Genomic DNA, 23,930 nt, shown 5'->3' with positions numbered 1-23,930 from the left:
ATCGGAATGTCGGCCTGCGCGGCCCTCGACAGCGGCGACAACGGCCGCTCCGGTGCCTACGGGGGCGTGGACGCCGGTCGCTCCGGCGGCTGATCGCCTCGCCGCTCAAGGAATCCGTGGCGAAAGTCCGCCTTTTCGGCTAGAAGCGAACAGCGGACGCCGACTGTCGCGCCGCGCCGGTTCCAAACCCCCCTAGATGTTACTGATCGCCATCGTCGTCGTTCTGCTCCTCGTGGTGCTCAACGGCCTGTTCGCCATGACCGAGTTGGCGGTCGTTTCCTCGCGCAAGTCCAAGCTTCAGAGCCGTGCCGAGCGCGGTGACCGGGGGGCCCGGGCTGCACTGAAACTGTCCGAAGACCCGACGCATTTCCTCTCGGCGGTCCAGGTCGGCATCACCCTGATCGGCATTCTGGCGGGTGCCTATGGTCAGGCGACGATCGCAGGCGAGCTGGACAAGATCCTGACGGTCTCCTTTCCCGCCCTGGCCGACTACACCCAGATCTTCTCGACGGCCCTGGTGGTCATCTGCATCACCTATGTGTCGCTGATCGTCGGCGAGCTGGTGCCCAAGCGGCTGGCGCTGATCTTTCCCGAATCGATCGCGGCAAAGATGGCGGCGCCGATCTCGACCCTGGCCATCGTGCTGCACCCGTTCGTCAGCCTGCTGACGGCTTCCACCTCGGGCATTCTCAAGATCATGGGCGTCAAGGACCGCGACGGCTCAGACGTCACCCAGGAAGAGGTCGAGACCATGATCGCCGAGGGTACGGCGTCGGGTCTGATCGAACCCGAAGAACAGACGATGATCGAGGAAATCCTGCGTCTGGGCGACCGACCGATCCGTGTGGCCATGACGCCGCGCCACGAGGTCTTCTGGGTGGCGCTGGACGATTCGGAAGCCGTCTTGCGCGAAGAGGTCCGCACCTGCCCCTATTCGCGGATCGTGGTGGCCCGCGAGAACGACGTGGATAACCCGCTGGGCGTGGTCCACAAGAAGGACCTGCTGGATAGCCTGCTCGACAACGGCGAGTTCAATATCGAGAAACACGTCCAGACCCCGGCCTTCATTCCGCAATCGACCTCGGTGCTCAAGGCGCTGGAAATTCTGAAGGCTTCCAAGGTCCACATGGCGTTTCTGGTCGACGAGTTCGGGGCCTTCGAGGGCGTGGTGACTGCCACCGACCTGCTGGAAATGATCGCCGGCGACTTCGACGAAGGCCACGACGACGCTGACGTCAGCGTGCGCGAGCGCGAAGACGGCAGTTGGCTGGTGGATGGCCAGACCGATCTGGACGAACTGTCCGATGTCCTGGGCGAGGATTTCGGCGAGACCGAAGGGTTCCACACCGTTGCCGGTCTGGTCCTGCACCACCTGTCACGCGTGCCCGACGAGGGCGAGATCCTGCAGCTGGGCCGGTTCGAGGTCGAGGTGGTCGACATGGACGATCGCCGGATCGACAAGCTGATCTTCAAACAGGTCGTCGATCCCGAGGACGAGAAGAAGGCCGTCGCCGAACACTACGAGGGGTGAGGCTCGGTTCATCTATCCCGGTGTGTCGGAACCCTTGGCGGCCATCCCGGGTTGGCTGACGATCGCGCGCACGCCGATCTGCTGGGCGTGCTCGAAATTGAGGGTCAGGGACACCTGATCGCCGGGCACCAGAGGCTGGGTCAGGGCCATCAGCATGATGTGGTTGCCACCCGGTGCCAGCGACACGGCTTGGCCTTCGGGAAGGGACAGGCCGTCCTTCAGTTCGGCCATCTTCATCATGCCGTCTTCGACCTTCACCTCATGGATCTGGGCGGTACCGGCCACCGGCGAGTTGACCGAGACCAGCCGGTCGTCACGCTCTGCGGTCAGGGTCATGTAGCAACCGGTGACAGTACGACCCTTGAGCGTCGGTCGACACAGGATGTCGGCGACAGCCACACTGGACGGCGTCTCGGGGGGCGGCACACAGGCGGCGAGCGAGAAAAGAGCGACGGGGATGAGCAGACGGTTCATGTCAGTATTCCTTGATGTCTTCAGGGACGCACGGATGCGGATCGGAGACGACGCACGGTGACGTCGGCGAGCAGGGCCACGACCAGGCTCAATCCCGTCAATGGAAAGAGAATGCCGAGGGGCAGCACGATGCCGAGCACCGCCGCGCGGGTCCGGGGGTCGGCGGGGGCCTCGGGCGCGCCCAGTTGGCCCTTGGCCAACCGGGGCGGCCGGCGCTTCCACCACATGAAGATGCCGCTGATCGCCAGAAGCCAGATGGCGATACAGCCGCCGAGCATCACATAGCGATTGATCCAGCCATACTGGCGGCCTTCGTGAACGGCGATGCCCCACTCGAAGGCTTTCGCCCCCACGCCGAACTGACCGTAGGCGACGTCGGCCTGAACCGTGCCCGTTCCCGGCTGGATATAGAGGATTCGGGTGTCCTCGACCCGATCCACGACGCGCGCGGCGGTCCAGGCGACGGTCGGGTCGGTCGGGATGGAGATGGTATAGGGTCGCGCCAATTCTCTGCTGTCTGCTGCGTCGATCACGCTCGACAGCCTGGCCGGGACAGGAGCGGGCATCAGATGATCGCCGTGCATCACCATCCCCTCCATGGTCCAGCCGACGCCCACGGGTGCGTCCTGGTGCTCGGCATGGGCGAAGGCTCCGGCGGGAGGCTTTGGCCGACCGAGGCCGTGTTCCTTGACATAGGCCATGTACTGATCGCCCCAGAAGGCCGACCAGGGCATTCCGGTCACCGCGAGGAAAGCAATCACCGCTCCGGCGTACAGGCCGGTCACGGCGTGCAGGTCGCGCCAGAACGGGCGACGTTTCGGATCGGTCGCCCTGAGGGTCACCACCCCGACTTGCCGCCCGCGTGGCCACCACATGAAGATGCCGGTGGCGACCAGGATGATGGCCCAGCCGGCCACGATCTCGACGACATAGTTGGCCCAGGATCCCACCAGGACCAGGCTGTGCAGCCGTTTCACCGTCTCCATCACGCCACCGAACGGCGTCACGCCGATCAGCCGGGCATCGTGCGGATCGACGAAGGCCGTGCGCTTGCTCCCGTCCGGCAGCCTGACCGTCAATCGGGCCGCCTCGTCGGCTCGCACCGGGACCAGGACATTGGCGACCTTGCCACCGGTCACGGCCTCAGCGGCGGCGACCCAGCGGTCGGGCGAGGTGGTCTGAGGCCGCGCCTCGACATGGGACAGGGACCGGTAGGCCAGGCCGTCGATCTCGGTCTTGAACAGATAAAGGCCCCCCGTCAGGGCCATCAGCATCAGGAAGGGCAGGACCAGCAGTCCGGCGTAGAAATGCCAGCGCCAGACCGCGCGATAGGCACCCGAAAGGGGAGCGGCCGAAGCCGCTCCCGAGGTATCGTTGCCGGACATCAGTAGTCGATCCGCAGACCGATGAAGGCCGAGACGCCTTCGCCCGGCCAGAAGACGGCGGTGGAGGCGACGCGGGCATCCGTCACCGCCCCGAAGTTGGAGACATAGCGCTCGTCGGTCAGGTTGCGTGCATCGACGAACAGGCGGGTCTTCTCGCTGACCGTCCAGCCGAAGCCGAGGTTCAGGATGGTATAGCCGGGGGCCTTCAGCGTGTTCTGGTAGTCGACCCAGCTGTCGGAGGGGGTCGATTCGACCGACGGAGCGACGAACCAGCCGGAGGGGTGGTCATAGCGCAACTCGGCCCGGTACAGATGCGGCGGGACCAGCGGCAGGTCGTTGTTGCCGTAGGCCTTGTCGCCCTCGAAGAAGAAGTCCGAATAGGCATAGGTCTGGCGCAGCCTCCATCCGGGTGCGAACCGCCAGTCGAGCCCGGCCTCGATCCCCTGATGCACGGTGGGCCCGGCGTTGAAGGTTGCCGCCGGGATGCCAAGGGCGGGATTGACGATGAAGGTCAGCAGTTCGTTGTCCAGCTCGGCGCGATAGACCGCGACGTCCCACGAGAACTGCGTGTTGCGACCCCGAACGCCCGCCTCGTACGTCCAGGCCTCCTGAGCTTCGATCGCCGCGAAGCCGCCGACGGTGGGGGACAGGGAGCCGAAGTTGGGCGGCTCGATCGAGCGGGTGACGTTGGCATAGGCCTGGGCCCCCGAGGTGCCTTCCCACAGCAGACCGACGCGTGGCGCGAACCACTCATAGTCCTTGCCCGTGGTCAGGTTGAAGGTCGAGGCGACGCCGGGCAGGGCGAAGCTCTGATAGTCCCTTTCAGCCCGGCCAAGAGCCCCGCCGGCGACCAGGGCGACGCTGTCGGTGACGAACAGGCGGCCCTCGCCGAACACATCCAGTGCCTCGGCGTTCTGGCGGGCCTTGGCGGTGCGGGTGCCGCTGGAACCGCGCACATTGACGAACTGCTGGGCGTCCAGGTCACCGACCCGGTACCAGGCCCCGCCGAAGGCGTCGGCGCGAAGGCCGAACAGCCGGCCCTCCCAGTCCAGCCGACCAAAGGCACCGTAGTTGCGGCTCTGCTGGTCGATGACCTGGAAGATCGGATGGTGCAGATCCTTCCAGGTCCCGTAGATCGCGCCCTCGAACAGCAATCCGGGCGACAGCCGCCATTGGGTCGACAGGGTGGTGCGGGCCGAGGCGTAGTCGCGCTGATAGTCGTTGGCGACGTTGGCCGCGGCGGGCATCACCGGGGTGCTCAGCGCCTGGGCCAGGGTCAGGGAGCCCGGAATCTGCTGGTGGATGTAGGCCCCCTGGACGATCAGCCGGACCTCGCGGTCCTCGCCGAAGCTCTTGCCGAGGTTGGCCGTGATGTATTGCTGCTGGCCGTCCGAATTCTGGCGCCAGCCCTCGGCGGTCGCGCCGGTGACGCCCAGATAGCCGTCCCAGTCGCCGCGAACACCGCCGACCTCGGCGTGAACCCGTGCGGTCTGCCAGGAGCCGTAGTCGGCACGAACGCTGGCCGTGTGGCCGATGCTGGCACCGTTCGGCGTGACCAGGTTGACCGCCCCGCCCAGCAGGGACCCGCCGAAGCGCAGGGCATTGCCGCCCTTGTAGACCTCGGTGTAGCGGGCGAGCAGGGGATCGACCATCTGGACGTCGCCATATCCGTCGGCTTCGTTGAACGGAATGCCGTCCTGCGACACGAACAGGCCGCGCAGGTGGTTGGCGTTGCCGATGCCGGACCCGCGGATCGAGATGCGTACATCTCCGCCCCACTTCTTCTGCGCATAGACGCCGGACACGTCGCGCAGGGCGTCGGCGATGTTGGGTGCGTACCGATCCTGAAGGCTTTCAGCCGAAACCACGGCGACGGCACCCGGTGTGCGCGACAGGCGGCGACGAGCGTCGGCGACCACGGGCGGATCTTCGGGGTTGCGGGCTCCGGTGACGATGATCTCGTCCAGCTGGGTGGAGGGGCCCTGAACGACTGTCTGGGCGGCGGCGGCGGCGGCGGTGGGCAGGGCGGTCATGCCGAGCGCGGCGGCACCCAGCGTCATGAACAGCGCGCGTGGCGCTGCGGTGGTCTTGAGAGACATGGAGTTTCTGGTCCTGAACAGGGATGAGCAGGCGCGCGCGGGTTCGCGCTGCGCCGGGATGCGTCAGTCGGGGCTGTTCAGGCCTGAGGAGGAGCGGTCGAGGGGGGACGCGGCGGCGCACGCGCGGGCGGGCGGGGCCGATCGTTGATGGCCACGAAGACCTGGGCCGGGCGGGTGATTCCCGCCGACAGGGGAGCCACGACGGGGACGTCGGGCAGGGCTGCGGGGGCGACCAGCAGGCAGGCGGCGCATTTGACCCCGGCCAGTCCCTTGGACCCACCGTGCTCGCCGTCCATGCCCACGGCAATGGTGTGTACGCCCTCCGCCGAGCAGAAGACGATGGGCTGGCCCGGGACCGCTGCCGCCAGGGCCGCGAAAGGCATCAGGCTGGCGAACGTGATTGCGAACGTCGCGGCCAGGAAGGCCAGCGAGCGCATGATCGACCAGTTGTCGGCCTGGGAGCGGGTCACGCGGGGGCCATAGCGGGGCGGCGCGGGTTTGGGAAGCGCGGCATTATGCCTTGGACGGCCGTGGCGCCGCCTCGACCTTGAGCGTCCCCGCCGGGGGTGGCGCAAGCATTTCCGCCGCAGGTCGGCGCGCGAACAGCCAGTCAGCCCAGTCGGCGGGACCGAGCGGCAGTACGCCGCGGTCGTGATAGGGGGCGACATCCGGCCCCGGCTCTGCGGTCAACAGGGAGAAGGCGGTGCCGTCCGGCCCTGATCTCCAGACGGCGGCGAGCCCGAGCACCTCCTGGTTCGCGCCCGACAACAGCCAGCGCGTCTTGGGATATTTGTCGCCCGTGAACTCATAGAAGCCGGTCACCGGCACGATGCAGCGGCCGCCCGAGGCACGGTTCTCGAACTCCCGGCCTTCGGAGCGGAAATTGATGATCGGCGGACGCTTCGGCGCGGGCGGCGGGAAGCCGAACCACATCTCAGACAGGACGGTGGCGGTGTCATTGATCGCGCGGACGGCAACGGTCCCATCCGTAGGTCGAACCTCGTCCCGCGGCGCAATGTTGGGCAGGCCGTCCGAGAATTCGATCGGTGCGCCCGCCGCCTCGAAGATGCGCACCAGCTGGGTCACATTGGCCCTGGCCTGAAACGACGCGCACACGGCCTATTCGCCCCGTGCCTGTTGCCTCGGACTGAATTTGGGGGCCGGGGCCAGGCGCAGCACCTCGCCCTGATAACGTTCGTCCTCGCCCGCGATGGCAAAGGGCAGGGCGTCGGCACAGGCCCGCAGCAGGGCCTCCAGCCACGGCTGCTCGGCCTTGTGGAAGTCGCCCAGCACGTGCGGCATGACCAGGTTCGCCTCGCCCGGATGGCCGATCCCCATGCGGGCGCGTCGGAAGTCGGCGCCCAGGTGGCTGATCAGTGACCGCACCCCGTTCTGGCCCGCCGCCCCGCCGCCGGTCTTCATGCGGAACCGGCCGGGGGCCAGGTCGATCTCGTCGTGGAAGACGATGATGTCCCTGACCGGAATCTTGTAGAACCGCGCGGCCTCGCCGACCGCATTGCCGCTCTGGTTCATGAAGGTCTGGGGCTTCATCAGCAGCACCTTGGCGCCCTCGACCTCGCCCTCGGCGATCACGGACTGGAACTTGGCCCGCTCGGTCCCGAACCGCCACCGACGCGCGATCTCGTCGATCGCCATGAAGCCGATGTTGTGCCGGTTGTTCTGATATTTGGCGCCCGGATTGCCCAGGCCGGCGATGATGATCATGCGTCAGGTCCGGATATGGAAACGGCCCATTCCCGCAAAGGAATGGGCCGTCCCGAAATCGATACTCGTGGGGCGATCAGCCTTCCGACTTGTCGCCTTCGTCGGACTGTTCCGAGGCAGGAACTTCGTCCGCACCGGCTTCGGCGGCGGCGATGGCGTTCTCTTCGGCGATCGTCTCTTCGTCATGGGCTGCCGAGATGGCGGCCGACGAGGTCTTGATCGAGGCGATCACGAAGTCGCGGTCGGTGATGGTGGGGCTCACGCCTTCGGGCAGCTTGATGTCCGAGAAGCGGATGGTGTCGCCCAGCTTGTGGCCGGCCAGGTCGACGACCAGGTCTTCAGGGATGTGGTCGGCGGCGACCGAGATCTCGACCGAGTGACGCACGATTTCGAGCGAACCGCCCTGACGGAAGGCACCGCACTTGTCTTCGTTGATGAAGTGGACGGGCACTTCGATCTTGATGGTCTGATGCTCATCGACGCGCATCAGGTCGAAGTGCAGGGGACGGTCCGAGACGGGGTCGAACTGCACGTCCTTGGCGATGACGGGCTGGGTCTCTTCGCCGTACTTGAGCGTGATCAGGTGGCCCAGCAGCTTGCCGGTATACAGGTTCTTGCGGAAATCCTTCTCGTTGACCGAGATGGCGACGGGGGCCTTGCCGCCGCCGTACAGGATGCCCGGAACCGCGCCCGAGCGGCGGGCTGCGCGCGCGCCGCCGGTGCCGGTGTTTTCGCGGACGTCCACGTTCAGAATGATCTCGGCCATCTGGCTCGCCTCAACAACAAAAACGCCTGCGCCAACTGATGGCTCGCGCGGCGGGGTCATCAACCCTCGAATTCAAGAGCGCGGGTCATTACACGCAAGACGGCCCACACGCAACCGCCTGACGACGATCGACGTCAGCTCGACGGTGCGGAGACGCTGATCACCGGCACGCGGGTCGCGCCGAAGGTGCAGGTACCCAGGTCGCGCACGATGTGACGGCCGACGCAGAACATGTCCTCATAGCTGGGGCGCGAGGCGGCTAGGCACTGGAACAGGTTCAGCTTGGACATCGACAGACAGAACTCGCTGCCGCTCTCCTGCATCAGAGCCTGTGTGTTCGGCCGGGCCTCGTCGCCTGCGGCCCCCAGTGCGGCCAGGGCGGCCATGGCCAGGGCATTGGCGATCACCGGTGTATAGGGCGGCCGCGACGTCCCGCCCGGCACGCTCAGGCCGGACCCGCTGTTGGCCGCAGCGTACAGGCGGGCCGTGTCCTCGGCCGGGGGCATCATGCGCCGTCCCGAGATCTGCTTGATCGCTTCCAGGCGTTCTGCACGGTTCGGCAGCGGGGCGACGGCCCAGCTGCGGCGGGAATCCCCCCGGGCCTGAATGGTATAGGCGTCCTGTTCGACGGCGTCGGCGATCGTGACCATGTCGGAAATGTCGCGGCCCAGGGTGGCGATGATCAGTCCGGCACCGGCCTCCGCACCCGGCAGGGTGGCGGCATAGGCGGGGTTGTAGACGATGTTCTCGATCACCTGGCGGCGTTGAACCGGATCGACGCCGTACTGGCGCACACCGGCGACGAACTCGGGCGACTGCAGCGCCACGATCGAGGCATAGGCGATCATGCCCTGCGACAGCTGGATGGGATCGTAGGCGGCACCCTTGCGCATCGCGGCCTGGATCGATTCGGCGTCCGGGAAACCGCCCCGGATGGTGCCGACGTCGCGCAGGAAGCTGACATAGATGGCGGCCGATTCGGCGACGCCCGAGTTCATCGAAATCGGCGGGGCCACGCGCACTGCGGCGGCGGCCGCTGCGGCGGCGGCCTGGGCCTCGGCCATCCGTTGCGCTTCGAGTTCGGCCTGGGAGGGGCCGGTGGTGCAGCTGGCCAGGACGGCGGCGGCCGCGATGGCGGCCACGGCGAGGCTACGGCGCATGAAGGCCAGGGTCATGGTCGAACTTCCCACGGAGACGCGATTGTACAAGGTCGGCGTCGACACTGCGCCGCCGTTTCGACCCTTATAAGGCCGCAAGCAGGGTTATCGCACTGTTAATCAAACAACTTGGAGACGGACTCCTCATTGGCGATTCGGCGGATGGCTTCGCCGATCAGGGGTGCTACGGGCACGGTGCGGATCTTGGGGCAGTTCAGGACTTCGTGCGGCCGATCGATCGAATCGGTGATGACCAGTTCCTTCAGCGGCCCGTCGGTGACCCGCTGGACCGCCGGTCCCGACAGGACGCCGTGGCTGATATAGGCCGACACACTGGTCGCCCCCGCATCCATCAGGGCCTTGGCCGCATTGACCAGGGTGCCGCCGGAATCGACGATGTCGTCGAACAGGATGCATTCGCGGCCCGACACGTCGCCGATGATGTTCATGACCTCGCTCTCGCCCGCCTTGGGGCGGCGCTTGTCGACGATGGCGAGGTCGACGTTCAGCCGCTCGGCCAGGGAGCGCGCGCGCACCACCCCGCCGACGTCCGGCGACACGATCATCAGATTGCCGCGCTGGTAGTTTTCCTTGATGTCCTGGGCCAGCACCGGCGTGGCGACCAGGTTGTCGGTCGGGATGTCGAAGAAGCCCTGGATCTGGCCGGCGTGCAGATCCATGGTCAGGACCCGGTCGGCGCCGGCGCGGGTGATCATGTTTGCCACCAGCTTGGCCGAGATCGGGGTGCGCCCGCCGGTCTTCCGGTCCTGACGCGCATAGCCGAAATACGGCATGACCGCCGTGATCCGCCTGGCCGAGGCCCGCACCAGGGCGTCGATGCAGATCAACAGCTCCATCAGGTTGTCGTTGGCCGGATAGGAGGTCGACTGGATCACGAAGACGTCCTCGCCGCGGACGTTTTCCTCGATGACGACGAAGACCTCGTTGTCGGCGAACCGCTTCACCTGGGCCTTGGTCAGCGGCATGTCGAGGTGATCGGCGATGGCCTGGGACAACAACCGGTTTGAGTTGCCGGATAGCAGCTTCATCGACCGGTCATCCTTTCGCCGTCATCGGACCGCCAATGACGACTGTTCAGTTCTCGCGCTCTTTACCAGCGCAACGGCCGGGGGCAAGCCACACCTTCGAGGATTCGCCGATCGGCGTGCCCTTCGATCGCATTGGCTTGGACCCGACCGCTGGTGTAGAGGTCGCGGATTCTTCGGGGCGGCGACCATGCGCGGCGTCCCTGTCGCCATGAGGTCCGCCTTGCCTGCTGCTCCGGTGTCCGTCCTGTCCTCGCGCACGACCTTGCGTCGGATCGCCGTCGCCACGGCGGTCATCGTCGCCGCCGCGTCCATCGCCGCCTGTGGCGCGCGCCCGCGTCCGCGCCTGGCCTATGAAGAGCGGCCGGTCGAGCTGCTCTACAACACCGGCTATGACCGGCTGCAGAGCCGTCGCTGGGCCGACGCCGTCGATTATTTCCAGGAAGTCGAGCGTCAGCATCCCTACTCGGAATGGTCGCGTCGCGCGATCCTGATGCAGATCTACGCCTACTACCAGAACGGCAACTATGTGGAATCGGTCGCCGCCGCCGACCGGTTCATCCAGCTGTTCCCGGGTAGTCCGTCGGCCGCCTACGCCTACTACATGCGGGCGACCTGCAATTTCGAGCGCATCGTGGACGTGGGCCGGGACCAGGCGTTCGCGGTGGCGGCGCTGGAAGGCTTGCGGGATGTGGCGCGGCGCTATCCGGGCTCGGCCTATGCCACGGACGCCTCGGTCAAGATCGACATGGTCAACGACCAGCTGGCCGGCAAGGAAATGAACATCGGCCGCTACTATCAGCGCGCCAACCAGCCGCTGGCCGCCATCGGGCGTTACAAGTCGGTGATCGACAGCGACGCCTTCCAGCGCACCTCGCATACGCCCGAGGCCCTGTACCGGCTGGTCGAAGTGTATCTGGGCCTGGGCCTGAAGGAGGAGGCGACCCGCAACGCCGCCGTCCTGGGCTTCAACTATCCGGGCAGCCCCTGGTACGCCGAAGCCTATGCCCTGCTGAGCGAGAACGGCCAGCAGCCCGAGGCCGCCCCGACCGGGCAACGCGAGAGCTGGCTGAGGCGGATCATCCCGGGCTGAGGTTGAGGCCGGTCCGCCGTTCCCGATTGGTTCAGGGTCGCCTATAGACTGACCTTGATGTCGAATCGCACCCACCCATGCTGACTGCCCTTTCCATCCGCGACGTGGTGCTGGTCGATGCGCTCGACCTGGAGGTCGAGGACGGCCTGACCGTGCTGACCGGCGAGACCGGGGCGGGCAAGTCGATCATCCTCGACGCGCTGGGCCTGGCGCTGGGCGGGCGAGGGGATGCGGGCCTTGTGCGGGCCGGTGCCAAACAGGCCGTGGCCACGGCCGTCTTCACCGCGCCGGATGACGCCGACCTGATCGCCCTGATCGCCGAGCGCGGGTTCGACGTGTCGCCGGGCGAGGACCTGATCCTGAGGCGCGTCCTGTCGGCCGACGGCCGCAGCCGGGCCTATGTCAACGACCAGACCGCCGGGGTCGCGGCCTTGCGCGAGATCGGGGCCCGGCTGGTCGAGGTCCATGGCCAGCATGAAACCGTCGGCCTGCTGGACTGGAAGACCCATCGCGGGCTGCTGGACGCCTATGGCGGCACCGCGCCTCAACTGTCGGCCGTGGCGCAGGCCGCGGACCGATTGAAGGCGGCCGAGACCCGTCTGGCCGCCCTGCGCGCCGCCGCCGCCGATGCTGCGGCTCGCTCCGAGGAGATCGCCCTGAATCTGGCCGACCTCGATGCGCTGGACCCGCGCGAGGACGAGGAGACCGAACTGGCCGGAGAGCGCGCCATCCTGGGGGCGGCCGAAAAGGCCATGGCCGATCTGGCCGACGCCCGGACCCAGCTGGGCGGCGACAAGCTGATTCAGAAGCTGTCGGCGGCCTTGCGCGCCGTCGAACACGCCCGCCAGCGCGCCGCCCAGGCCCTGGGGTCTTCAGAGGCCGAGCCGGTGACGGACCCCGCCGCTCCGACCGGCACCGAACACGTCGTCCTGGCCCGCCTGTCCACCGCCGCCGAGGCCATAGACCGCACCATCGTCGAGGCCCTTGAGGCCATCGCCGAGGTGGACGCCGCCGCCAATGCCTTCGATTTCGAGCCCGGTCGTCTGGACAAGGCCGAAGAGCGGCTGTTCGCGTTGCGCGCCGCCGCGCGCAAGCTGAACACCACCGTCCATGCCTTGCCGGCCCTGCGCATCTCTTTGCGCGAGCAGCTTCGCCTGATCGAGGACGGGGCAGAGGCCCTGACCGCCGCTCAGCGCGAGACGACAGCCGCGCGCGAAGCCTATGATCTGGCTGCGACCTTCCTGACCTCGGCGCGCGAAGCGGCGGGTGACCGCCTGACCCGCGCCGTCATGGCCGAACTGACGCCGCTGAAGCTGGACCGCGCCCGATTCCGCGTCGCCTTCGAGCCGGTCGGCGAGGACCGGCGCGGGCCGCTGGGTGTCGAGACCGTGCGCTTCCAGATCGCGACGAATGCCGGCGACGGCTTCGGCCCGCTGGACGCCATCGCCTCGGGCGGCGAACTGGCCCGCTTCGCCCTGGCCATGAAGGCGGCGCTGGCGGGACGCAAGGACCAGCGCCAGCCGGTCATGATCTTCGACGAGGTCGATCAGGGCGTCGGCGGCGCCGTCGCGGAAGCCGTCGGCCAACGCCTGGAACGCCTGTCGTCCGGGGCCCAGGTCCTGGTCGTGACCCACAGCCCCCAGGTGGCCGCTCGCGGCCACACCCACTGGAAGGTCATGAAGTCGGACGCCGACGGAATGACTACGACGACGGTCGTTCCGCTCGACGACGATCGTCGCCGTGAAGAGATCGCGCGGATGCTGTCCGGCGCGGTGATCACCGACGAGGCGCGTGCGGCGGCCAGCGTGCTGATCGGCTAGGGAAAGTTCCAGTCGGGGTTGTGCCGATGGAGTCGAATGCTACCGTCGTTCGGTCGGAACCTTGCGAGTCGGGAATTGCAGATGGCGGTCTTGAGATGGGCGGCGACCGTGATAGTGGGCGCGGGCTTGCTGACGCTGACGGCGGCCACAACCGAGGCACCGGATCCAGTTCGGCCATTGGCGTCTGCGCCCGCCGACATGATCTTGCTCCCGGTCGCTACGCTCGCTCATGATGTTGGCGAGAGCATCAGGGTCTGCATGTATCACGGGGCAAGCCCTCGCGATTATCCGGTCGTTCACGCGACCTGTCGCGGCGGGGGCGACAAATGTACGGCGTTCGTGGCTGTAACGAAGGATGAAGCCGATTTTCTGCTTCTAACCTACGATCTGTCAAATCCGCCTGTCGAAGCCAGCGGAGCTGTCTGCGACCGGCCATTGTTTCTTTCCAGCGGTGTTCTCGGGCAGAGCCGTTGACATCCATTCGACTGAGGACATCGTCTACTGAACGCTGACCCATCCCCCCGCCGACGCATTCCGCGCCGCGTCGTTCGCCGGTCTCGCGATCAGGCCCGACTGGGTGATCCAGACCTCGTAGCGGGCACCGTCGGCCATCGGCATGTAGGTTGCCCCGCCGTACAGGGTGTCGACCGCGTCGACGTATTTGCGATAGCGGCGCGCGGCGTCCCAGACGCTGACGTTCCAGGGGATGACGACGTCCAGGATCCGTCCGTTCTGCGGATCGCCGCCTGACAGGGCGTGGACGCTGCGGGCGCCGGTGCGTTCCTGTTCGATGTTCTGATAGCGGCCCGACAGCCGATCCAGCCGGTACTGGGTGTCCAGACCCAGGACGTTGGCCCACGGCTTCCACTTCAGCACCTGGGCCTCGATCCGCCAGTCGTCGCCGTTGACCGGATACATCGCCGTGCGCGCCGCGCCGCCATCGGCCAGGGGCGGCTGGATCACCGTCACCTCGAAATACTGCGGGGCCAGCTGTCGCAGCTGGATGGTCGCCACAGGCCGTTCGTGGGTCAGCCGGGCATAGGTCTGGATGTTCTGGGCCAGCAGCACCGCCGCTCCCGCCGCCGCGAGCACCGCCCCGCCGCCGATCATTTTCAGCGGCCCTGTGACCCAATGTCCCCGGAAAAGCGAGATCAGGCCGTTCAGCACGAACAGCGCCGCGATGAAGGCGATCAGGGCCGGGGCGATCCACCAGTATGAAATCAACATCGCGGGCCTCCCTTCGCTTACGGCTTAGCTTGCACAATCAAACGCTTGGCCGACGTTTCGGCCGCACGACGCTGGACAGGACGCGCAGCCCGGCTAACCTTGGGCCATGACCCCAGACACCGCCAGCGACTTCTCCTCCGAGGGGCCGTCCTCGCCTGCGAAGACGACGACACCGGCAGGGGTGTCGAGCCTGATCCGTTTCCTGCGCACGCCGTCGCTCGCCCGATCAGTCGTGGCGCTCCTGACGGGTGCCCTGCTGCTTTTGCTCGTCGTGAACGCCAGCACCTTCCTGATGATCCAGCGGACCGCCGGCCTGAACGCGGAGGTTGATACGACCTGGCAGGTCCGCCGTTCGGCCCGAGACCTGATCCTGAACGTCGAGGGGGCAGAGACGGCACAGCGCGGCTTCCTGCTGACCGGCCAGTCCGGCTTTGCCGCCGCCTATGAAGAGGCGCGTCTTGCCAATCCGGAACTGCTCGACGCCTTTCGGGAAAGGACGGTAGGCGACCCGGTCGGCGTCGCTTCGGCGGAGGCCCTTACCCGCCTCAGCGCCGACAAGTTCGCCGAGATGTCCGCCACCTTGGCCATGGCCAGCCAGGGTCAGATCGGCCAGGCCGTCAGTCGCGTTCGTACGGGCGACGGCAAGCGTCTGATGGACGAACTGCAGGCCGAGGTGACGCGGGTCGATGACTGGGTGAACGCCACGCTGCAGGATCGCCGCGAACGTTCGCGACAGGCGGCCCTGACCACCATCATCGTCAATGCCATCGCCGGCCTTCTGATCCTGACCCTGGGCGGCATCATCTTCCTGCTGGTCCGGCGCTATCTCCAGGACATGGCCTCCGCACGGGCCGCGGTCGATGCGGTGAACGCGGGGCTCGAAGCCAAGGTTCGTGAACGCACCGGGGCCCTGATCCGGGCCAACGAAGAGGTCCAGCGGTTCGCCTATATCGTCAGCCACGACCTGCGTTCGCCCCTGGTCAACGTCATGGGCTACACGGCCGAGCTTGAGCAGGCCGGCAAGACCATCGACGCCCAGATGACCAAGGTCGAGACCCTGGCCCCGGACCTGGTCGAACGCGACGCCCTGACGGCGGTACGCGACGACATCCCCGAGGCCGTGGGCTTCATCCGCGCCTCGACCGAGAAGATGGACCGGCTGATCAACGCCATCCTGAAACTGTCGCGCGAGGGCCGTCGCAACCTGGTCCCGGAGACCATCGACATGGCCGCCATGGCCCAGAAGGCCGCCGACGCCGTCCGTCACCAGACCGAGGCCGCCGACGCGGAAGTGATCGTCGAGCCCATGCCGACCCTCGAGAGCGACCGGCTGTCGGTCGAACAGATCGTCGGCAATCTGATCGACAACGCCGTCAAGTATCTGGATCCGAAGCGTCCCGGCCGGATCGTGGTGTCGGGACAGGATCGCCCCGGCGGCTGGGTCGAGTACACGGTATCCGACAACGGGCGCGGCATATCGGACAGGGATCACGAACGCATCTTCGAACTGTTCCGCCGCGCGGGCCGCCAGGACCGGCCGGGCGAGGGTCTGGGACTGGCCTTCGTGCGCAACAGTGTTCGCAGGCTGGGCGGCTCGATCGACGTCGAGTCGGTTCTGGGCGAGGGCTCGACTTTCCGCCTGAAATTCCCCAAACGCCTGATCCTAGTGGATTCCGGAGACGCCCTGTGACTGCCCCCGTCAAGATCGTGATGGTCGAGGACGACCACGGCCATGCCAAGCTGATCGAAAAGAACATCCGGCGCGCCAACATCAACAACGAAATCATGCATTTCGACCACGGCCAGGCCGCGCTCGACTATCTGTTTTCGGAAGAGGTCCGGCTGAACGGACCGATGCTGATCCTGCTGGATCTGAACCTGCCCGACATGCAGGGCACCGACATCCTGGCCGAGGTCAAGAAGGACGAACGCCTGCGTCGCGCGCCGGTCGTCGTCCTGACCACCACCGACGACAAGACCGAGATCCAGCGCTGCTACGACCTGGGTTGCAACGTCTACATCACCAAGCCGGTCGACTATGAGAGTTTCGCGGGGGCGATCCGACAGCTGGGCCTGTTCCTGTCTGTCATGCAGGCGCCCGAGATCGAATGACGGATACCAAACCGGCTGTCAGGCTGCTCTACATCGATGACGACGCCGGCCTGTCCCGTCTGGTCCAGAAGGAGCTCGGCCGTCACGGCTATGAGGTGACCTGTGCCCCCGACGGCGACGCGGGCCTGGAAAAACTGGAGCAGGGCGATTTCGACGTCTGCGCCCTGGACCACTACATGCCGGGCCGCGACGGCCTGGATGTGCTGCCTGACATCCTGGCCATGCCCGAGCCCCCGCCCGTCGTCTATGTGACGGGAGCCCAGGAAGGCCGGATCGCGGTCGCTGCCCTGCGCGCCGGTGCCGCCGACTATGTGATCAAGGACGTGTCGGAGGATTTCACCTCCCTGTTGCGGTCCGCGCTCGAGGACGCCCTGTTCCGTCGCCGCCTGCAACGCGAGAATGACGAGGCCCAGGAAGAGGTCCGGCTGGCGCGCGACCGTGCCGAGGCCATGCTGCGCGAGGTCAACCACCGCGTCGGCAACTCGCTGCAACTGGTCTCGACCTTCATGTCGCTGCAACTTCGCCACCTCGCCGACGAGGGCGCCCGCAGTGCGGTCAAGGAGGCCCAGGCGCGGATCGAGGCCGTGGCCCATGTCCATCGCCGTCTCTACACCTCGGGTGACATGTCGACCGTGGCCATGGACGAATATCTGGCCGGACTGATCGACGAGCTCTCCAAGTCTGTCGGCCCCGACGAGGGCTCGCCGACCCTTTCGCTGGAGGCCGAGCCCATGCGGGTCTCGACCGATCAGGCGGTGTCTCTGGGCGTCGTCGTCACCGAACTGGTCACCAACGCCGTGAAATACGCCTATGGCCCCGGTCAGGGCGGCGAGATCCGCGTCATCCTGAAGTCGGGCGGCGAGGGCAGGGCCCTGCTGACCGTCGAGGACGACGGCCCCGGCATGGGCGACGGCAAGCCCAAGGGCACCGGCCTGGGCGGCAAGATTATCGGGGCCATGGCGTCGGGCCTGCGCTCGGTCGTCGAGATCGATCCGGAACACCGGGGCGTCCGCGCCCGCCTGGCCTTCGATCTCTAGGGCGGCACAAGCTCTGCCGGAGGAACGATCCCAAGCCTAACCCGTTGATCCTGCACGAGACGCCGCCACTCCGGCGACACCGTGAACCAGGAGATATTCATGCCCGATCATGACCGTATCGAAGGCGCCGCCAAGAACATCGGTGGCCAGATCAAGGAAGGCGTCGGCAAGCTGACCGGCGACGAGAAGCTGAAGGCAGAAGGCAGGATGGATCAGGTCGAGGGCAAGACCCAGAACGCCGTCGGCGGCGTCAAGGACACCCTCCGCGACGCCGACAAGCGCAACTAGACCGCCTCATTAGCGCATGCGACGCCGCTCCCGACCGGGGGCGGCGTTGTCGTATCCGGCCTCAGTCGCCGCCGAGCCGGAACGACAGGCCCTCTGTCGTCGTCGCCCCCGTCGCCGGTCGGCATTCCCGGCCGAAGGCCACGACGCCGCTCGCGGTCCGCGTCGGCCGTTCCTCGCAGATCTCCGCGACGGGTGCTGCGGTGGCCGCCAGAGTCCGTTGAACGAGCGCGCAACTGGTTTCATAGCCGCCCTTGCCATCCGACACCTGCCGGCAGCCTTCGATTCCGTCGGGGGCCAGGCCGCCGGGCAGGCGTTCGCCCAGCGCGGCCGCCAGATCGGTCCGCACCCGCACCTGACAGGCCTCCATCGAGACGTCCTTGCGGATCATCGGACTGCACTGCGACCGCTCCCAGCCATAGGGATCGGCTTTCGCCCAGTCGGGCACGGTGGATACAGGCTGTGCCGCCTGCGCCGGTGCCTCGGGGTCGGGTGTGACCGGCGTGTCCCAGGCGATGGTTCCTGCCGATTGTTGCAGCAGCAGGGCGGCGAGGGCGGCGATGAGCATGGCGAACTCCCGAACGACCGCGTCACTATGCCATCAAGCCGTTACCGTGTCAGGGTCCGCATCGCCCGGTCCAGCCCGTCCAGCGTCAGGGGGAACATCCGCTCGTCCATGACCTCGCCGATCAACTTCACCGAGGCGGTATAGCTCCAGTACCGCTCGGCGACCGGGTTCAGCCAGACCGACCTGTCCCACTGCAGGCGCGCGCGCCTCAGCCAGACCGCGCCGGCCTCCTCGTTCCAGTGCTCGACCGACCCGCCGGGCATGGTGACCTCGTAAGGGCTCATCGTCGCGTCCCCGACGAAGATCGCGCGCCAGTCGCCGTTGTAGCGGTTCAGCAGGTCCCAGGTCGGAATCTTCTCGGCGTGACGCCGCCGGTTATCCTTCCACACGCCTTCGTACAGGCAGTTGTGGAAGTAATAGAATTCCAGGTTCTTGAACTCGGTCTTCGCGGCGGAAAACAGCTCCTCGCAGAGCTTGATATGGCCATCCATCGACCCGCCGACGTCGAGGAACAGCAGAACCTTGATCGTGTTGCGCCGCTCGGGTCGCATGTGGATGTCGAGCCAGCCCTGACGCGCCGTGCCGTCGATCGTGCCGTCCATGTCCAGTTCTTCGGCCGCCCCCGTGCGCGCGAACCGGCGCAGACGACGCAGGGCCACCTTGATGTTGCGGGTGCCCAGTTCGACCGTGTCGTCCAGGTTCCGGTACTCGCGCTTCTCCCAGACCTTGACCGCCCGACCGTGCTTGCCCGGCCCGCCGATGCGAACGCCCTCGGGATTGTAGCCGCCGTGGCCAAAGGGCGAGGTGCCGCCGGTGCCGATCCATTTGGACCCGCCCTCGTGGCGTTCCTTCTGCTCCTCCAGACGCTGTTTCAGCGTCTCCATCAGCTTTTCGAAACCGCCCATGGCCTCGATCTCGGCCTTCTCCTCGTCGGTCAGGAACTTGTCGGTGAGCAGTTTCAGCCAGTCTTCGGGGATGGCGGTGGTCAGGTCGTCGCCGATCCCGACGCTCTCGACCCCCTTGAACACGGTGCCGAACACCTGGTCGAACCGGTCGTAGTGTTTCTCGTCCTTGACCAGGACGGCCCGCGACAGATGATAGAAGTCCTCGACCCGCCCCCCGGCCACATCCTTGTCCATGGCCTCCATCAGGTGGAGCCACTCCTTGGTCGACACAGGCACCTTCGCCTGACGCAGGGCGGTGAAGAAGGGGAGGAGCATCAGTCTTCCTCTATCCTGGATAACGCCTCGGCCAACTCCGGCACATTGACCATTGCGATGCTCCACAACAGCGAGGGACTGGCTGCGCCATAGTCATGGGCGAGCATATGGCGCAGGCCCGCCATGCCATCCCAGTTGAGAGTGGGAAGCTTCGCCTTTGCGTCGTCGGTCAATCGGTTTGCGGCTTCTCCGATGACGATCAACCGCATGCAGACCGCGTCGCGTGTCAGCATATCGGATCGAAAGCTTTCAGCCGAATGGCCGACCACATAGGTGATGATCCATGTCACGGACTCCCGCAACTCCGAGATCAGAATCGGATCGGGTCGGTCAGATGGCAATGGCGTCTCGCATCGCAGTCCGCCGGATGTGAGGATTGTTGAGCCCGTCGTCCGGGCACATGTCGACCTTGTGCCCCAGGCGTGATGCGACTTCTTTCTTCACGCTGAAGAAGTGCCATCCGATGGGCCTGGATAGGTCCACCAACAGATCCACGTCGCTGTCCGGCCCGGCCTCGTCACGCGCGTAGCTACCGAACAGGCGCACGTTGACGATGCCCTGCTCTTCGAGCCAGGGCTTCAGTTCGCGCAAGCGTGTCAGCAGTTCGTCGCGGGTCATGGCCGCAGCATAGCCTATCCCCGCCGCAGGATGAACTCGTCGTCCATCCAGGCCCCGACGGGATATTGGTACTCCCCGGCCTTCTCGAATCCATGGGCGGCATACAGCTTCAGCGCCTTGGCGTTGCCGCTCCAGACCCCGATCCAAAGCGGGCCGTCCGTATTGGCCTCCATCCAGTCCAGCGACGCCGTCAGCAGCCTGGTGCCCAGGCCCAGCCCCTGCGCAGACTTGCCGACATACAGCCGGCGCAGTTCCATGTTGGCGGGCGACGCCTCGGGATGGGGCAGGGTGTTGGGCCCGGCGTTGGCAAAGGCCAGCAACGCCCCGTCGCGGTCGGCGACCCACCAGGCGGCGCCGGGTTCGGCCAGCTTCCTGGCCGTGGCCTCGGGGCTGAAGCTGGCGTCCAGGAAGGCGGCCAGGTCGTCGGCGGGGTAGGGGATGGCGAAACCCTCCGCCGCGACGAAGGTATCGATGAAGGTCTGGCGGCCCAGAGCGCCGAGGGCTTCGGCGTCCTCAGGTCGGGCGGCGCGGATCAGGACGGTGTCGGTGTTCGAGGTCATGGCCGGGCGATTACACCCAAAGGCCGCACGTCGTCATCCGCGACAATCCCTGTCGATGCCCCTATCGTGCTTATGCCATGACGACCCTGTTCACCCATCCCGACATGCTCGACCACCGGCCGGGGCTCGGCCATCCCGAGCGACCGGAACGGCTGCAGGCTTTGCTGGACGCCCTGGCGTCGGCGGGTCTCGACCGCGACCGCCGCGCCGCGAGCGAGGCCAGCGTCGCTGATCTGGAGCGCGTCCATCCCGCCGACCACGTCGCCCGGCTTCTGGCCGCCTCGCCGGATCACGGCTTTGCCCAGCTTGACGCCGACACCATCCTGTCGCCCGGCAGCGTACGCGCCGCCCGCCTTGCCGCCGGGGCCGTGATCGACGCCGTCCGCGCGGTCGCAGAGGGCCAGACCGCCCGCGCCTTCGCCGCCGTCCGCCCGCCCGGCCACCATGCCGAGCCGGACCAGTCGATGGGCTTCTGCCTGTTCTCCAACGTCGCCATAGCCGCCCGCGTGGCGCAGTCGCTGGGCATGGCCCGCGTCGCCGTCGTCGATTTCGACGTCCACCACGGAAACGGCACCCAGGCCGCGGTCGAGGCCGATGACAGCCTGTTCTTCGCCTCCATCCACCAGTCGCCGTTGTATCCCGGCACCGGTGCCGCGTCGGAGACCGGAGTGGGCAACATCATCAACGCCCCCGTCGCCCCCCACGCGGCACGCGAACACTGGCGCGGAGCCTTTGCGGGAACGCTGATGCCGGCGCTGGACGCCTTCCAGCCCGACCTGATCCTGATCTCGGCCGGGTTCGACGCCCACCGCCGCGATCCCCTGGCGCATCAGTCGCTGGAGGCCGAGGACTTCGCCTGGGCGACCCGCGCCGTCCTCGAGGTCGCGCGCCAAAGGTGCGGCGGCAAGGTTGTGTCCTCCCTCGAGGGCGGTTACGACCTTGAAGGGCTCGGCCGTTCCGCGGTCGCGCATGTCACCGCGTTGGGGGAGGATTGAGGACCACAGACGACATCACTGTCGCCATAACGCCTCGCGCCATGACCCTGCCCGCCGCCTCTCACGACCTGTCGCCTGCCGCCCCCGCGTCGCATGGCGCAATCATCCTGGCGCGTCATGGCGAACCGGCCCTGTCGCGCAAATGCCTGCTGACCTCGGACCAATACCGCGACTGGTGGGCCCGCTATGAGGTCGGCGGCCTGCTCGCCGGGCAGGTTCCTCCGCCCGAACTGCTGGCCACGGCCGCAGGAGCCGGCGCCATCGTCGCCTCGACCCGTCCGCGCGCCCAGGAAACCGCCCTCGCCATCGCCGCCGGACGTGAGGTCGTTTTCGACGCCCTGTTCATCGAGGCCCCCCTGCCGCCGCCGCACTTCCCGGCCTGGTTCAAGCTGCCGCCCAAATACTGGGGCGCGGTGGCCCGCTTCTGGTGGCATGCCTTCGATCACCACGACGGCCAGGAAACCCGCGTTCAGGCCGAGGCTCGCGCCGAAGCCGCCGCCCAGGCCCTGATCGCACGCGCCGAGGCCGGCCAGGACGTGCTGGTCCTCGCCCACGGCTATTTCAACCACATGGTCGGCCGCCGCCTGAAGGCCGACGGCTGGAGCCTGGTGATGAACCAGGGCTTCCGCTACTGGTCCCAGCGTCGTTACGAGAAGCGCTGAGGCGTTTACGCCGTTGAAGCGAGCGCAGGGCCCCTCTAGGGTCACGCCGATGACCGACGCCACCTCCACCCCCGCCGATCTCAGCTTCGAGGACGCGCTCGCGCGTCTGGAAGGCATCGTCTCGCGCCTCGAATCCGGCCAGGCCCCGCTGGAGGAATCGATCACCCTGTACGAAGAGGGTGCCCGCCTGAAATCCCTGTGCGAGGACCGGCTGAAGGCGGCCCAGCTGCGGGTCGAGAAGATCGTCGTCGGCACCGACGGCCAGGCCAAAGGCGTCCAGCCCGCCGAGTTCGGCTGATGGCCGCGCTCGCCTCATCGCCGGCGGCGGATCGCATCGCCTTCGACGACTTCATGAAGGTCGACATCCGCATCGGCCAGGTCCTCAAGGCCGAGACCTTCCCGGAGGCGCGCAAGCCCGCCTACAAGCTGACCATCGATTTCGGCGATCCGATCGGCGTCAAACGCTCCTCGGCCCAGATCACCCGCCACTACACGATCGAACAGCTGACGGGCCGCAAGGTCGCCGCCGTCGTCAACTTCGCCCCGCGCCAGATCGGCCCCTTCATGTCGGAGGTCCTGACCCTGGGCTTCCCCGACGCGGACGGCGAGGTCGTGCTGGCCGGGGTCGATCGTGATGCCGTCATCGGTGGGAGGCTGTTCTGACCCAGTCCACCAAACCCCATGCCGCCAACTCGCCCGAACAGTCGGTGATCGACCGCGTCGCCGAGGTCGCCGACCTCGTCACCGTGGCGCTCGATCAGCTGCTGCCCCGCGCCGACGGCCCCGAATCGCGCCTGACCGAGGCCATGCGCTATGCGGCGCTCGGCCCCGGCAAGCGGCTGAGGCCCTATTTCGCGATGGAGGCCGCGCGGCTGTTCGACATCGAGGAGCGCCCCGTGCTGCGCGCCGCCTGCGCCCTGGAATGCGTCCACGCCTATTCTCTCGTCCACGACGACCTTCCGGCCATGGACAATGACGACATGCGGCGTGGCCGGCCGACCCTGCACATCGCCTATGACGAGGCGACCGCCATCCTGGCCGGCGACGCGCTCCAGACCGCCGCCTTCGACATCATCCTGCATCCCGACACCCATGAGGACGCGGAGATCCGCTGCGAGCTTGCGGCGCGGCTGTCTCTGGCGTCAGGTGCGCGCGGCATGGCCGGCGGCCAGATGATCGACCTGCTGGGCGTGCGCGACGATCTGGGCGGGGTGGCCCGGATGCAGCGGCTCAAGACCGGGGCCCTGTTCACCTATGCCTTCGAGATCCCGCTCATCATCGCCCAGGCCCGCGACGCTCACGTCCAGGCCCTGACCAATTTCGCCCACGACATCGGCCTCGCCTATCAGATCGTCGACGACCTGCTGGACGTCGAGGGCGACGAGGACATCCTGGGCAAGGCGGCGGGCGGCAAGGACGCGGCCCAGGGCAAGACCAATTTCGTCACCCTGCTGGGCGTCGATCAGGCGCGACATCGCGTCGCGCATCTGGCCGATCAGGCCCGTGGCCACCTCGATGTGTTCGGCCTCGACGCCGAAAACCTGAAAGCC

Annotated in this window: 26 protein-coding genes and 1 pseudogene; 12 read left to right on the top strand and 15 right to left on the bottom strand. The window is 67.1% G+C overall.

Features of this window, described 5'->3' with window-relative positions; genetic code table 11:
• Positions 1-196 precede the first annotated feature (196 nt).
• Positions 197-1,531, top strand: coding sequence for a hemolysin family protein (locus tag ACILQR_RS07875; RefSeq protein WP_395650904.1), 1,335 nt, complete (start codon positions 197-199; stop codon positions 1,529-1,531).
• A 12-nt stretch (positions 1,532-1,543) separates the two neighbouring features.
• Here the strand turns inward: ACILQR_RS07875 and ACILQR_RS07870 are convergent, their stop codons facing one another.
• The 9 genes and pseudogenes from ACILQR_RS07870 to ACILQR_RS07830 form a co-directional block, all read right to left on the bottom strand.
• Positions 1,544-2,005 (bottom strand): copper chaperone PCu(A)C, encoded by a 462-nt coding sequence (locus ACILQR_RS07870; protein ID WP_395650903.1) that lies wholly within the window; start codon positions 2,003-2,005, stop codon positions 1,544-1,546.
• A gap of 20 nt (positions 2,006-2,025) precedes the next feature.
• Positions 2,026-3,390 carry a PepSY-associated TM helix domain-containing protein gene (locus ACILQR_RS07865; RefSeq protein WP_395650902.1) on the bottom strand — a complete coding sequence of 455 codons (1,365 nt, stop codon included), beginning with the start codon at positions 3,388-3,390 and terminating at the stop codon, positions 2,026-2,028.
• Positions 3,390-5,489 (bottom strand): TonB-dependent receptor family protein, encoded by a 2,100-nt coding sequence (locus ACILQR_RS07860; protein WP_395650901.1) that lies wholly within the window; start codon positions 5,487-5,489, stop codon positions 3,390-3,392. Before ACILQR_RS07860 ends, ACILQR_RS07865 begins: the two co-directional genes overlap by 1 nt.
• Before the next feature lie 77 nt (positions 5,490-5,566).
• On the bottom strand, positions 5,567-5,959 hold the full coding sequence (locus tag ACILQR_RS07855; protein WP_395650900.1) for a DUF2946 family protein: 393 nt from the start codon (positions 5,957-5,959) through the stop codon (positions 5,567-5,569).
• Positions 5,960-6,002: 43 nt separating this feature from the next.
• Entirely contained in the window at positions 6,003-6,605 is a 603-nt protein-coding gene (locus ACILQR_RS07850; protein ID WP_395650899.1) for an SOS response-associated peptidase family protein, read from the bottom strand.
• A gap of 3 nt (positions 6,606-6,608) precedes the next feature.
• Positions 6,609-7,214 (bottom strand): aminoacyl-tRNA hydrolase, encoded by a 606-nt coding sequence (gene pth, locus ACILQR_RS07845; RefSeq protein ID WP_395650898.1) that lies wholly within the window; start codon positions 7,212-7,214, stop codon positions 6,609-6,611.
• Positions 7,215-7,395: 181 nt separating this feature from the next.
• Positions 7,396-7,980 (bottom strand): annotated as a pseudogene (locus ACILQR_RS07840) (50S ribosomal protein L25/general stress protein Ctc); the annotation flags it as partial.
• A gap of 134 nt (positions 7,981-8,114) precedes the next feature.
• Positions 8,115-9,155: a hypothetical protein gene (locus ACILQR_RS07835; protein ID WP_395650897.1), complete on the bottom strand. Its 1,041-nt coding sequence runs from the start codon at positions 9,153-9,155 to the stop codon at positions 8,115-8,117.
• A gap of 98 nt (positions 9,156-9,253) precedes the next feature.
• Positions 9,254-10,186: a ribose-phosphate pyrophosphokinase gene (locus ACILQR_RS07830; protein ID WP_395650896.1), complete on the bottom strand. Its 933-nt coding sequence runs from the start codon at positions 10,184-10,186 to the stop codon at positions 9,254-9,256.
• Between the two features lie 208 nt (positions 10,187-10,394).
• On the opposite strand from ACILQR_RS07830, the gene ACILQR_RS07825 reads away from it, so the two are divergent.
• Positions 10,395-11,276, top strand: a complete 882-nt coding sequence (locus ACILQR_RS07825) for an outer membrane protein assembly factor BamD (RefSeq protein WP_395650895.1) — start codon at positions 10,395-10,397, stop codon at positions 11,274-11,276.
• Positions 11,277-11,353: 77 nt separating this feature from the next.
• On the top strand, positions 11,354-13,096 hold the full coding sequence (gene recN / locus ACILQR_RS07820) for a DNA repair protein RecN (RefSeq protein ID WP_395650894.1): 1,743 nt from the start codon (positions 11,354-11,356) through the stop codon (positions 13,094-13,096).
• A gap of 498 nt (positions 13,097-13,594) precedes the next feature.
• Here the strand turns inward: recN and ACILQR_RS07815 are convergent, their stop codons facing one another.
• Complete coding sequence (locus ACILQR_RS07815) at positions 13,595-14,323, bottom strand: hypothetical protein (RefSeq protein ID WP_395650893.1); 729 nt, start codon at positions 14,321-14,323, stop codon at positions 13,595-13,597.
• 106 nt (positions 14,324-14,429) lie between these two features.
• On the opposite strand from ACILQR_RS07815, the gene ACILQR_RS07810 reads away from it, so the two are divergent.
• The 4 genes from ACILQR_RS07810 to ACILQR_RS07795 all read left to right on the top strand — a co-directional run bounded on the left by ACILQR_RS07810 (position 14,430) and on the right by ACILQR_RS07795 (position 17,760).
• Positions 14,430-16,013: an ATP-binding protein gene (locus tag ACILQR_RS07810; RefSeq protein ID WP_395650892.1), complete on the top strand. Its 1,584-nt coding sequence runs from the start codon at positions 14,430-14,432 to the stop codon at positions 16,011-16,013.
• Positions 16,010-16,435, top strand: a complete 426-nt coding sequence (locus ACILQR_RS07805; protein WP_271147088.1) for a response regulator — start codon at positions 16,010-16,012, stop codon at positions 16,433-16,435. The genes ACILQR_RS07810 and ACILQR_RS07805 overlap by 4 nt, the downstream gene beginning before the upstream one ends.
• On the top strand, positions 16,432-17,472 hold the full coding sequence (locus ACILQR_RS07800) for a histidine kinase dimerization/phosphoacceptor domain -containing protein (RefSeq protein WP_395650891.1): 1,041 nt from the start codon (positions 16,432-16,434) through the stop codon (positions 17,470-17,472). Before ACILQR_RS07805 ends, ACILQR_RS07800 begins: the two co-directional genes overlap by 4 nt.
• A gap of 99 nt (positions 17,473-17,571) precedes the next feature.
• Positions 17,572-17,760: a CsbD family protein gene (locus ACILQR_RS07795; RefSeq protein ID WP_395650890.1), complete on the top strand. Its 189-nt coding sequence runs from the start codon at positions 17,572-17,574 to the stop codon at positions 17,758-17,760.
• Between the two features lie 61 nt (positions 17,761-17,821).
• Here ACILQR_RS07795 and ACILQR_RS07790 read toward each other — a convergent pair whose 3' ends face one another.
• The 5 genes from ACILQR_RS07790 to ACILQR_RS07770 are packed head-to-tail and all read right to left on the bottom strand — an operon-like array spanning position 17,822 to position 20,723.
• Positions 17,822-18,325 (bottom strand): hypothetical protein, encoded by a 504-nt coding sequence (locus tag ACILQR_RS07790; protein ID WP_395650889.1) that lies wholly within the window; start codon positions 18,323-18,325, stop codon positions 17,822-17,824.
• Between the two features lie 41 nt (positions 18,326-18,366).
• Positions 18,367-19,545, bottom strand: coding sequence for a VWA domain-containing protein (locus ACILQR_RS07785; RefSeq protein ID WP_395650888.1), 1,179 nt, complete (start codon positions 19,543-19,545; stop codon positions 18,367-18,369).
• On the bottom strand, positions 19,545-19,835 hold the full coding sequence (locus ACILQR_RS07780; protein ID WP_395650887.1) for a DUF86 domain-containing protein: 291 nt from the start codon (positions 19,833-19,835) through the stop codon (positions 19,545-19,547). The genes ACILQR_RS07785 and ACILQR_RS07780 overlap by 1 nt, the downstream gene beginning before the upstream one ends.
• Before the next feature lie 40 nt (positions 19,836-19,875).
• Positions 19,876-20,163 carry a nucleotidyltransferase family protein gene (locus ACILQR_RS07775; RefSeq protein WP_395650886.1) on the bottom strand — a complete coding sequence of 96 codons (288 nt, stop codon included), beginning with the start codon at positions 20,161-20,163 and terminating at the stop codon, positions 19,876-19,878.
• Positions 20,164-20,177: 14 nt separating this feature from the next.
• Positions 20,178-20,723 (bottom strand): GNAT family N-acetyltransferase, encoded by a 546-nt coding sequence (locus ACILQR_RS07770; protein WP_395650885.1) that lies wholly within the window; start codon positions 20,721-20,723, stop codon positions 20,178-20,180.
• 77 nt (positions 20,724-20,800) lie between these two features.
• Between ACILQR_RS07770 and ACILQR_RS07765 the strand changes: the two genes are divergently transcribed.
• The 5 genes from ACILQR_RS07765 to ACILQR_RS07745 form a co-directional block, all read left to right on the top strand.
• Complete coding sequence (locus tag ACILQR_RS07765) at positions 20,801-21,718, top strand: histone deacetylase family protein (protein WP_395650884.1); 918 nt, start codon at positions 20,801-20,803, stop codon at positions 21,716-21,718.
• Between the two features lie 41 nt (positions 21,719-21,759).
• Complete coding sequence (locus ACILQR_RS07760) at positions 21,760-22,380, top strand: histidine phosphatase family protein (protein WP_395650883.1); 621 nt, start codon at positions 21,760-21,762, stop codon at positions 22,378-22,380.
• Positions 22,381-22,429: 49 nt separating this feature from the next.
• Positions 22,430-22,678 (top strand): exodeoxyribonuclease VII small subunit, encoded by a 249-nt coding sequence (locus ACILQR_RS07755; protein ID WP_395650882.1) that lies wholly within the window; start codon positions 22,430-22,432, stop codon positions 22,676-22,678.
• Positions 22,678-23,043 carry a tRNA-binding protein gene (locus tag ACILQR_RS07750; RefSeq protein WP_395650881.1) on the top strand — a complete coding sequence of 122 codons (366 nt, stop codon included), beginning with the start codon at positions 22,678-22,680 and terminating at the stop codon, positions 23,041-23,043. The genes ACILQR_RS07755 and ACILQR_RS07750 overlap by 1 nt, the downstream gene beginning before the upstream one ends.
• 44 nt (positions 23,044-23,087) lie before the next feature.
• Positions 23,088-23,930 (top strand): polyprenyl synthetase family protein (locus ACILQR_RS07745; RefSeq protein WP_395650880.1); only part of this gene is annotated, 843 nt, incomplete at its 3' end.

It is taken from the genome of Brevundimonas sp. (genome assembly GCF_044239655.1).
Classification (GTDB): Bacteria; Pseudomonadota; Alphaproteobacteria; order Caulobacterales; family Caulobacteraceae; genus Brevundimonas.
The sequence above is the reverse complement of the archived record's forward strand: the minus strand, read 5'-3'. Positions and strand labels throughout refer to the sequence as shown.

Excerpts from the sequence above, each read along its gene's own strand:
- ACILQR_RS07775 (WP_395650886.1), bottom strand. The coding sequence starts at position 20,163 with ATGACCCGCGACGAACTGCTGACACGCTTGCGCGAACTGAAGCCCTGG.
- ACILQR_RS07785 (WP_395650888.1), bottom strand. The coding sequence starts at position 19,545 with ATGCTCCTCCCCTTCTTCACCGCCCTGCGTCAGGCGAAGGTGCCTGTG.
- ACILQR_RS07870 (WP_395650903.1), bottom strand. The coding sequence starts at position 2,005 with ATGAACCGTCTGCTCATCCCCGTCGCTCTTTTCTCGCTCGCCGCCTGT.
- ACILQR_RS07860 (WP_395650901.1), bottom strand. The coding sequence starts at position 5,489 with ATGTCTCTCAAGACCACCGCAGCGCCACGCGCGCTGTTCATGACGCTG.
- ACILQR_RS07875 (WP_395650904.1), top strand. The coding sequence starts at position 197 with ATGTTACTGATCGCCATCGTCGTCGTTCTGCTCCTCGTGGTGCTCAAC.
- ACILQR_RS07795 (WP_395650890.1), top strand. The coding sequence starts at position 17,572 with ATGCCCGATCATGACCGTATCGAAGGCGCCGCCAAGAACATCGGTGGC.
- ACILQR_RS07765 (WP_395650884.1), top strand. The coding sequence starts at position 20,801 with ATGACGACCCTGTTCACCCATCCCGACATGCTCGACCACCGGCCGGGG.
- ACILQR_RS07760 (WP_395650883.1), top strand. The coding sequence starts at position 21,760 with ATGACCCTGCCCGCCGCCTCTCACGACCTGTCGCCTGCCGCCCCCGCG.
- ACILQR_RS07750 (WP_395650881.1), top strand. The coding sequence starts at position 22,678 with ATGGCCGCGCTCGCCTCATCGCCGGCGGCGGATCGCATCGCCTTCGAC.
- ACILQR_RS07810 (WP_395650892.1), top strand. The coding sequence starts at position 14,430 with ATGACCCCAGACACCGCCAGCGACTTCTCCTCCGAGGGGCCGTCCTCG.
- ACILQR_RS07825 (WP_395650895.1), top strand. The coding sequence starts at position 10,395 with ATGAGGTCCGCCTTGCCTGCTGCTCCGGTGTCCGTCCTGTCCTCGCGC.
- ACILQR_RS07865 (WP_395650902.1), bottom strand. The coding sequence starts at position 3,390 with ATGTCCGGCAACGATACCTCGGGAGCGGCTTCGGCCGCTCCCCTTTCG.
- ACILQR_RS07830 (WP_395650896.1), bottom strand. The coding sequence starts at position 10,186 with ATGAAGCTGCTATCCGGCAACTCAAACCGGTTGTTGTCCCAGGCCATC.
- ACILQR_RS07835 (WP_395650897.1), bottom strand. The coding sequence starts at position 9,155 with ATGACCCTGGCCTTCATGCGCCGTAGCCTCGCCGTGGCCGCCATCGCG.
- recN (WP_395650894.1), top strand. The coding sequence starts at position 11,354 with ATGCTGACTGCCCTTTCCATCCGCGACGTGGTGCTGGTCGATGCGCTC.
- ACILQR_RS07815 (WP_395650893.1), bottom strand. The coding sequence starts at position 14,323 with ATGTTGATTTCATACTGGTGGATCGCCCCGGCCCTGATCGCCTTCATC.
- ACILQR_RS07755 (WP_395650882.1), top strand. The coding sequence starts at position 22,430 with ATGACCGACGCCACCTCCACCCCCGCCGATCTCAGCTTCGAGGACGCG.
- ACILQR_RS07770 (WP_395650885.1), bottom strand. The coding sequence starts at position 20,723 with ATGACCTCGAACACCGACACCGTCCTGATCCGCGCCGCCCGACCTGAG.
- pth (WP_395650898.1), bottom strand. The coding sequence starts at position 7,214 with ATGATCATCATCGCCGGCCTGGGCAATCCGGGCGCCAAATATCAGAAC.
- ACILQR_RS07800 (WP_395650891.1), top strand. The coding sequence starts at position 16,432 with ATGACGGATACCAAACCGGCTGTCAGGCTGCTCTACATCGATGACGAC.
- ACILQR_RS07790 (WP_395650889.1), bottom strand. The coding sequence starts at position 18,325 with ATGCTCATCGCCGCCCTCGCCGCCCTGCTGCTGCAACAATCGGCAGGA.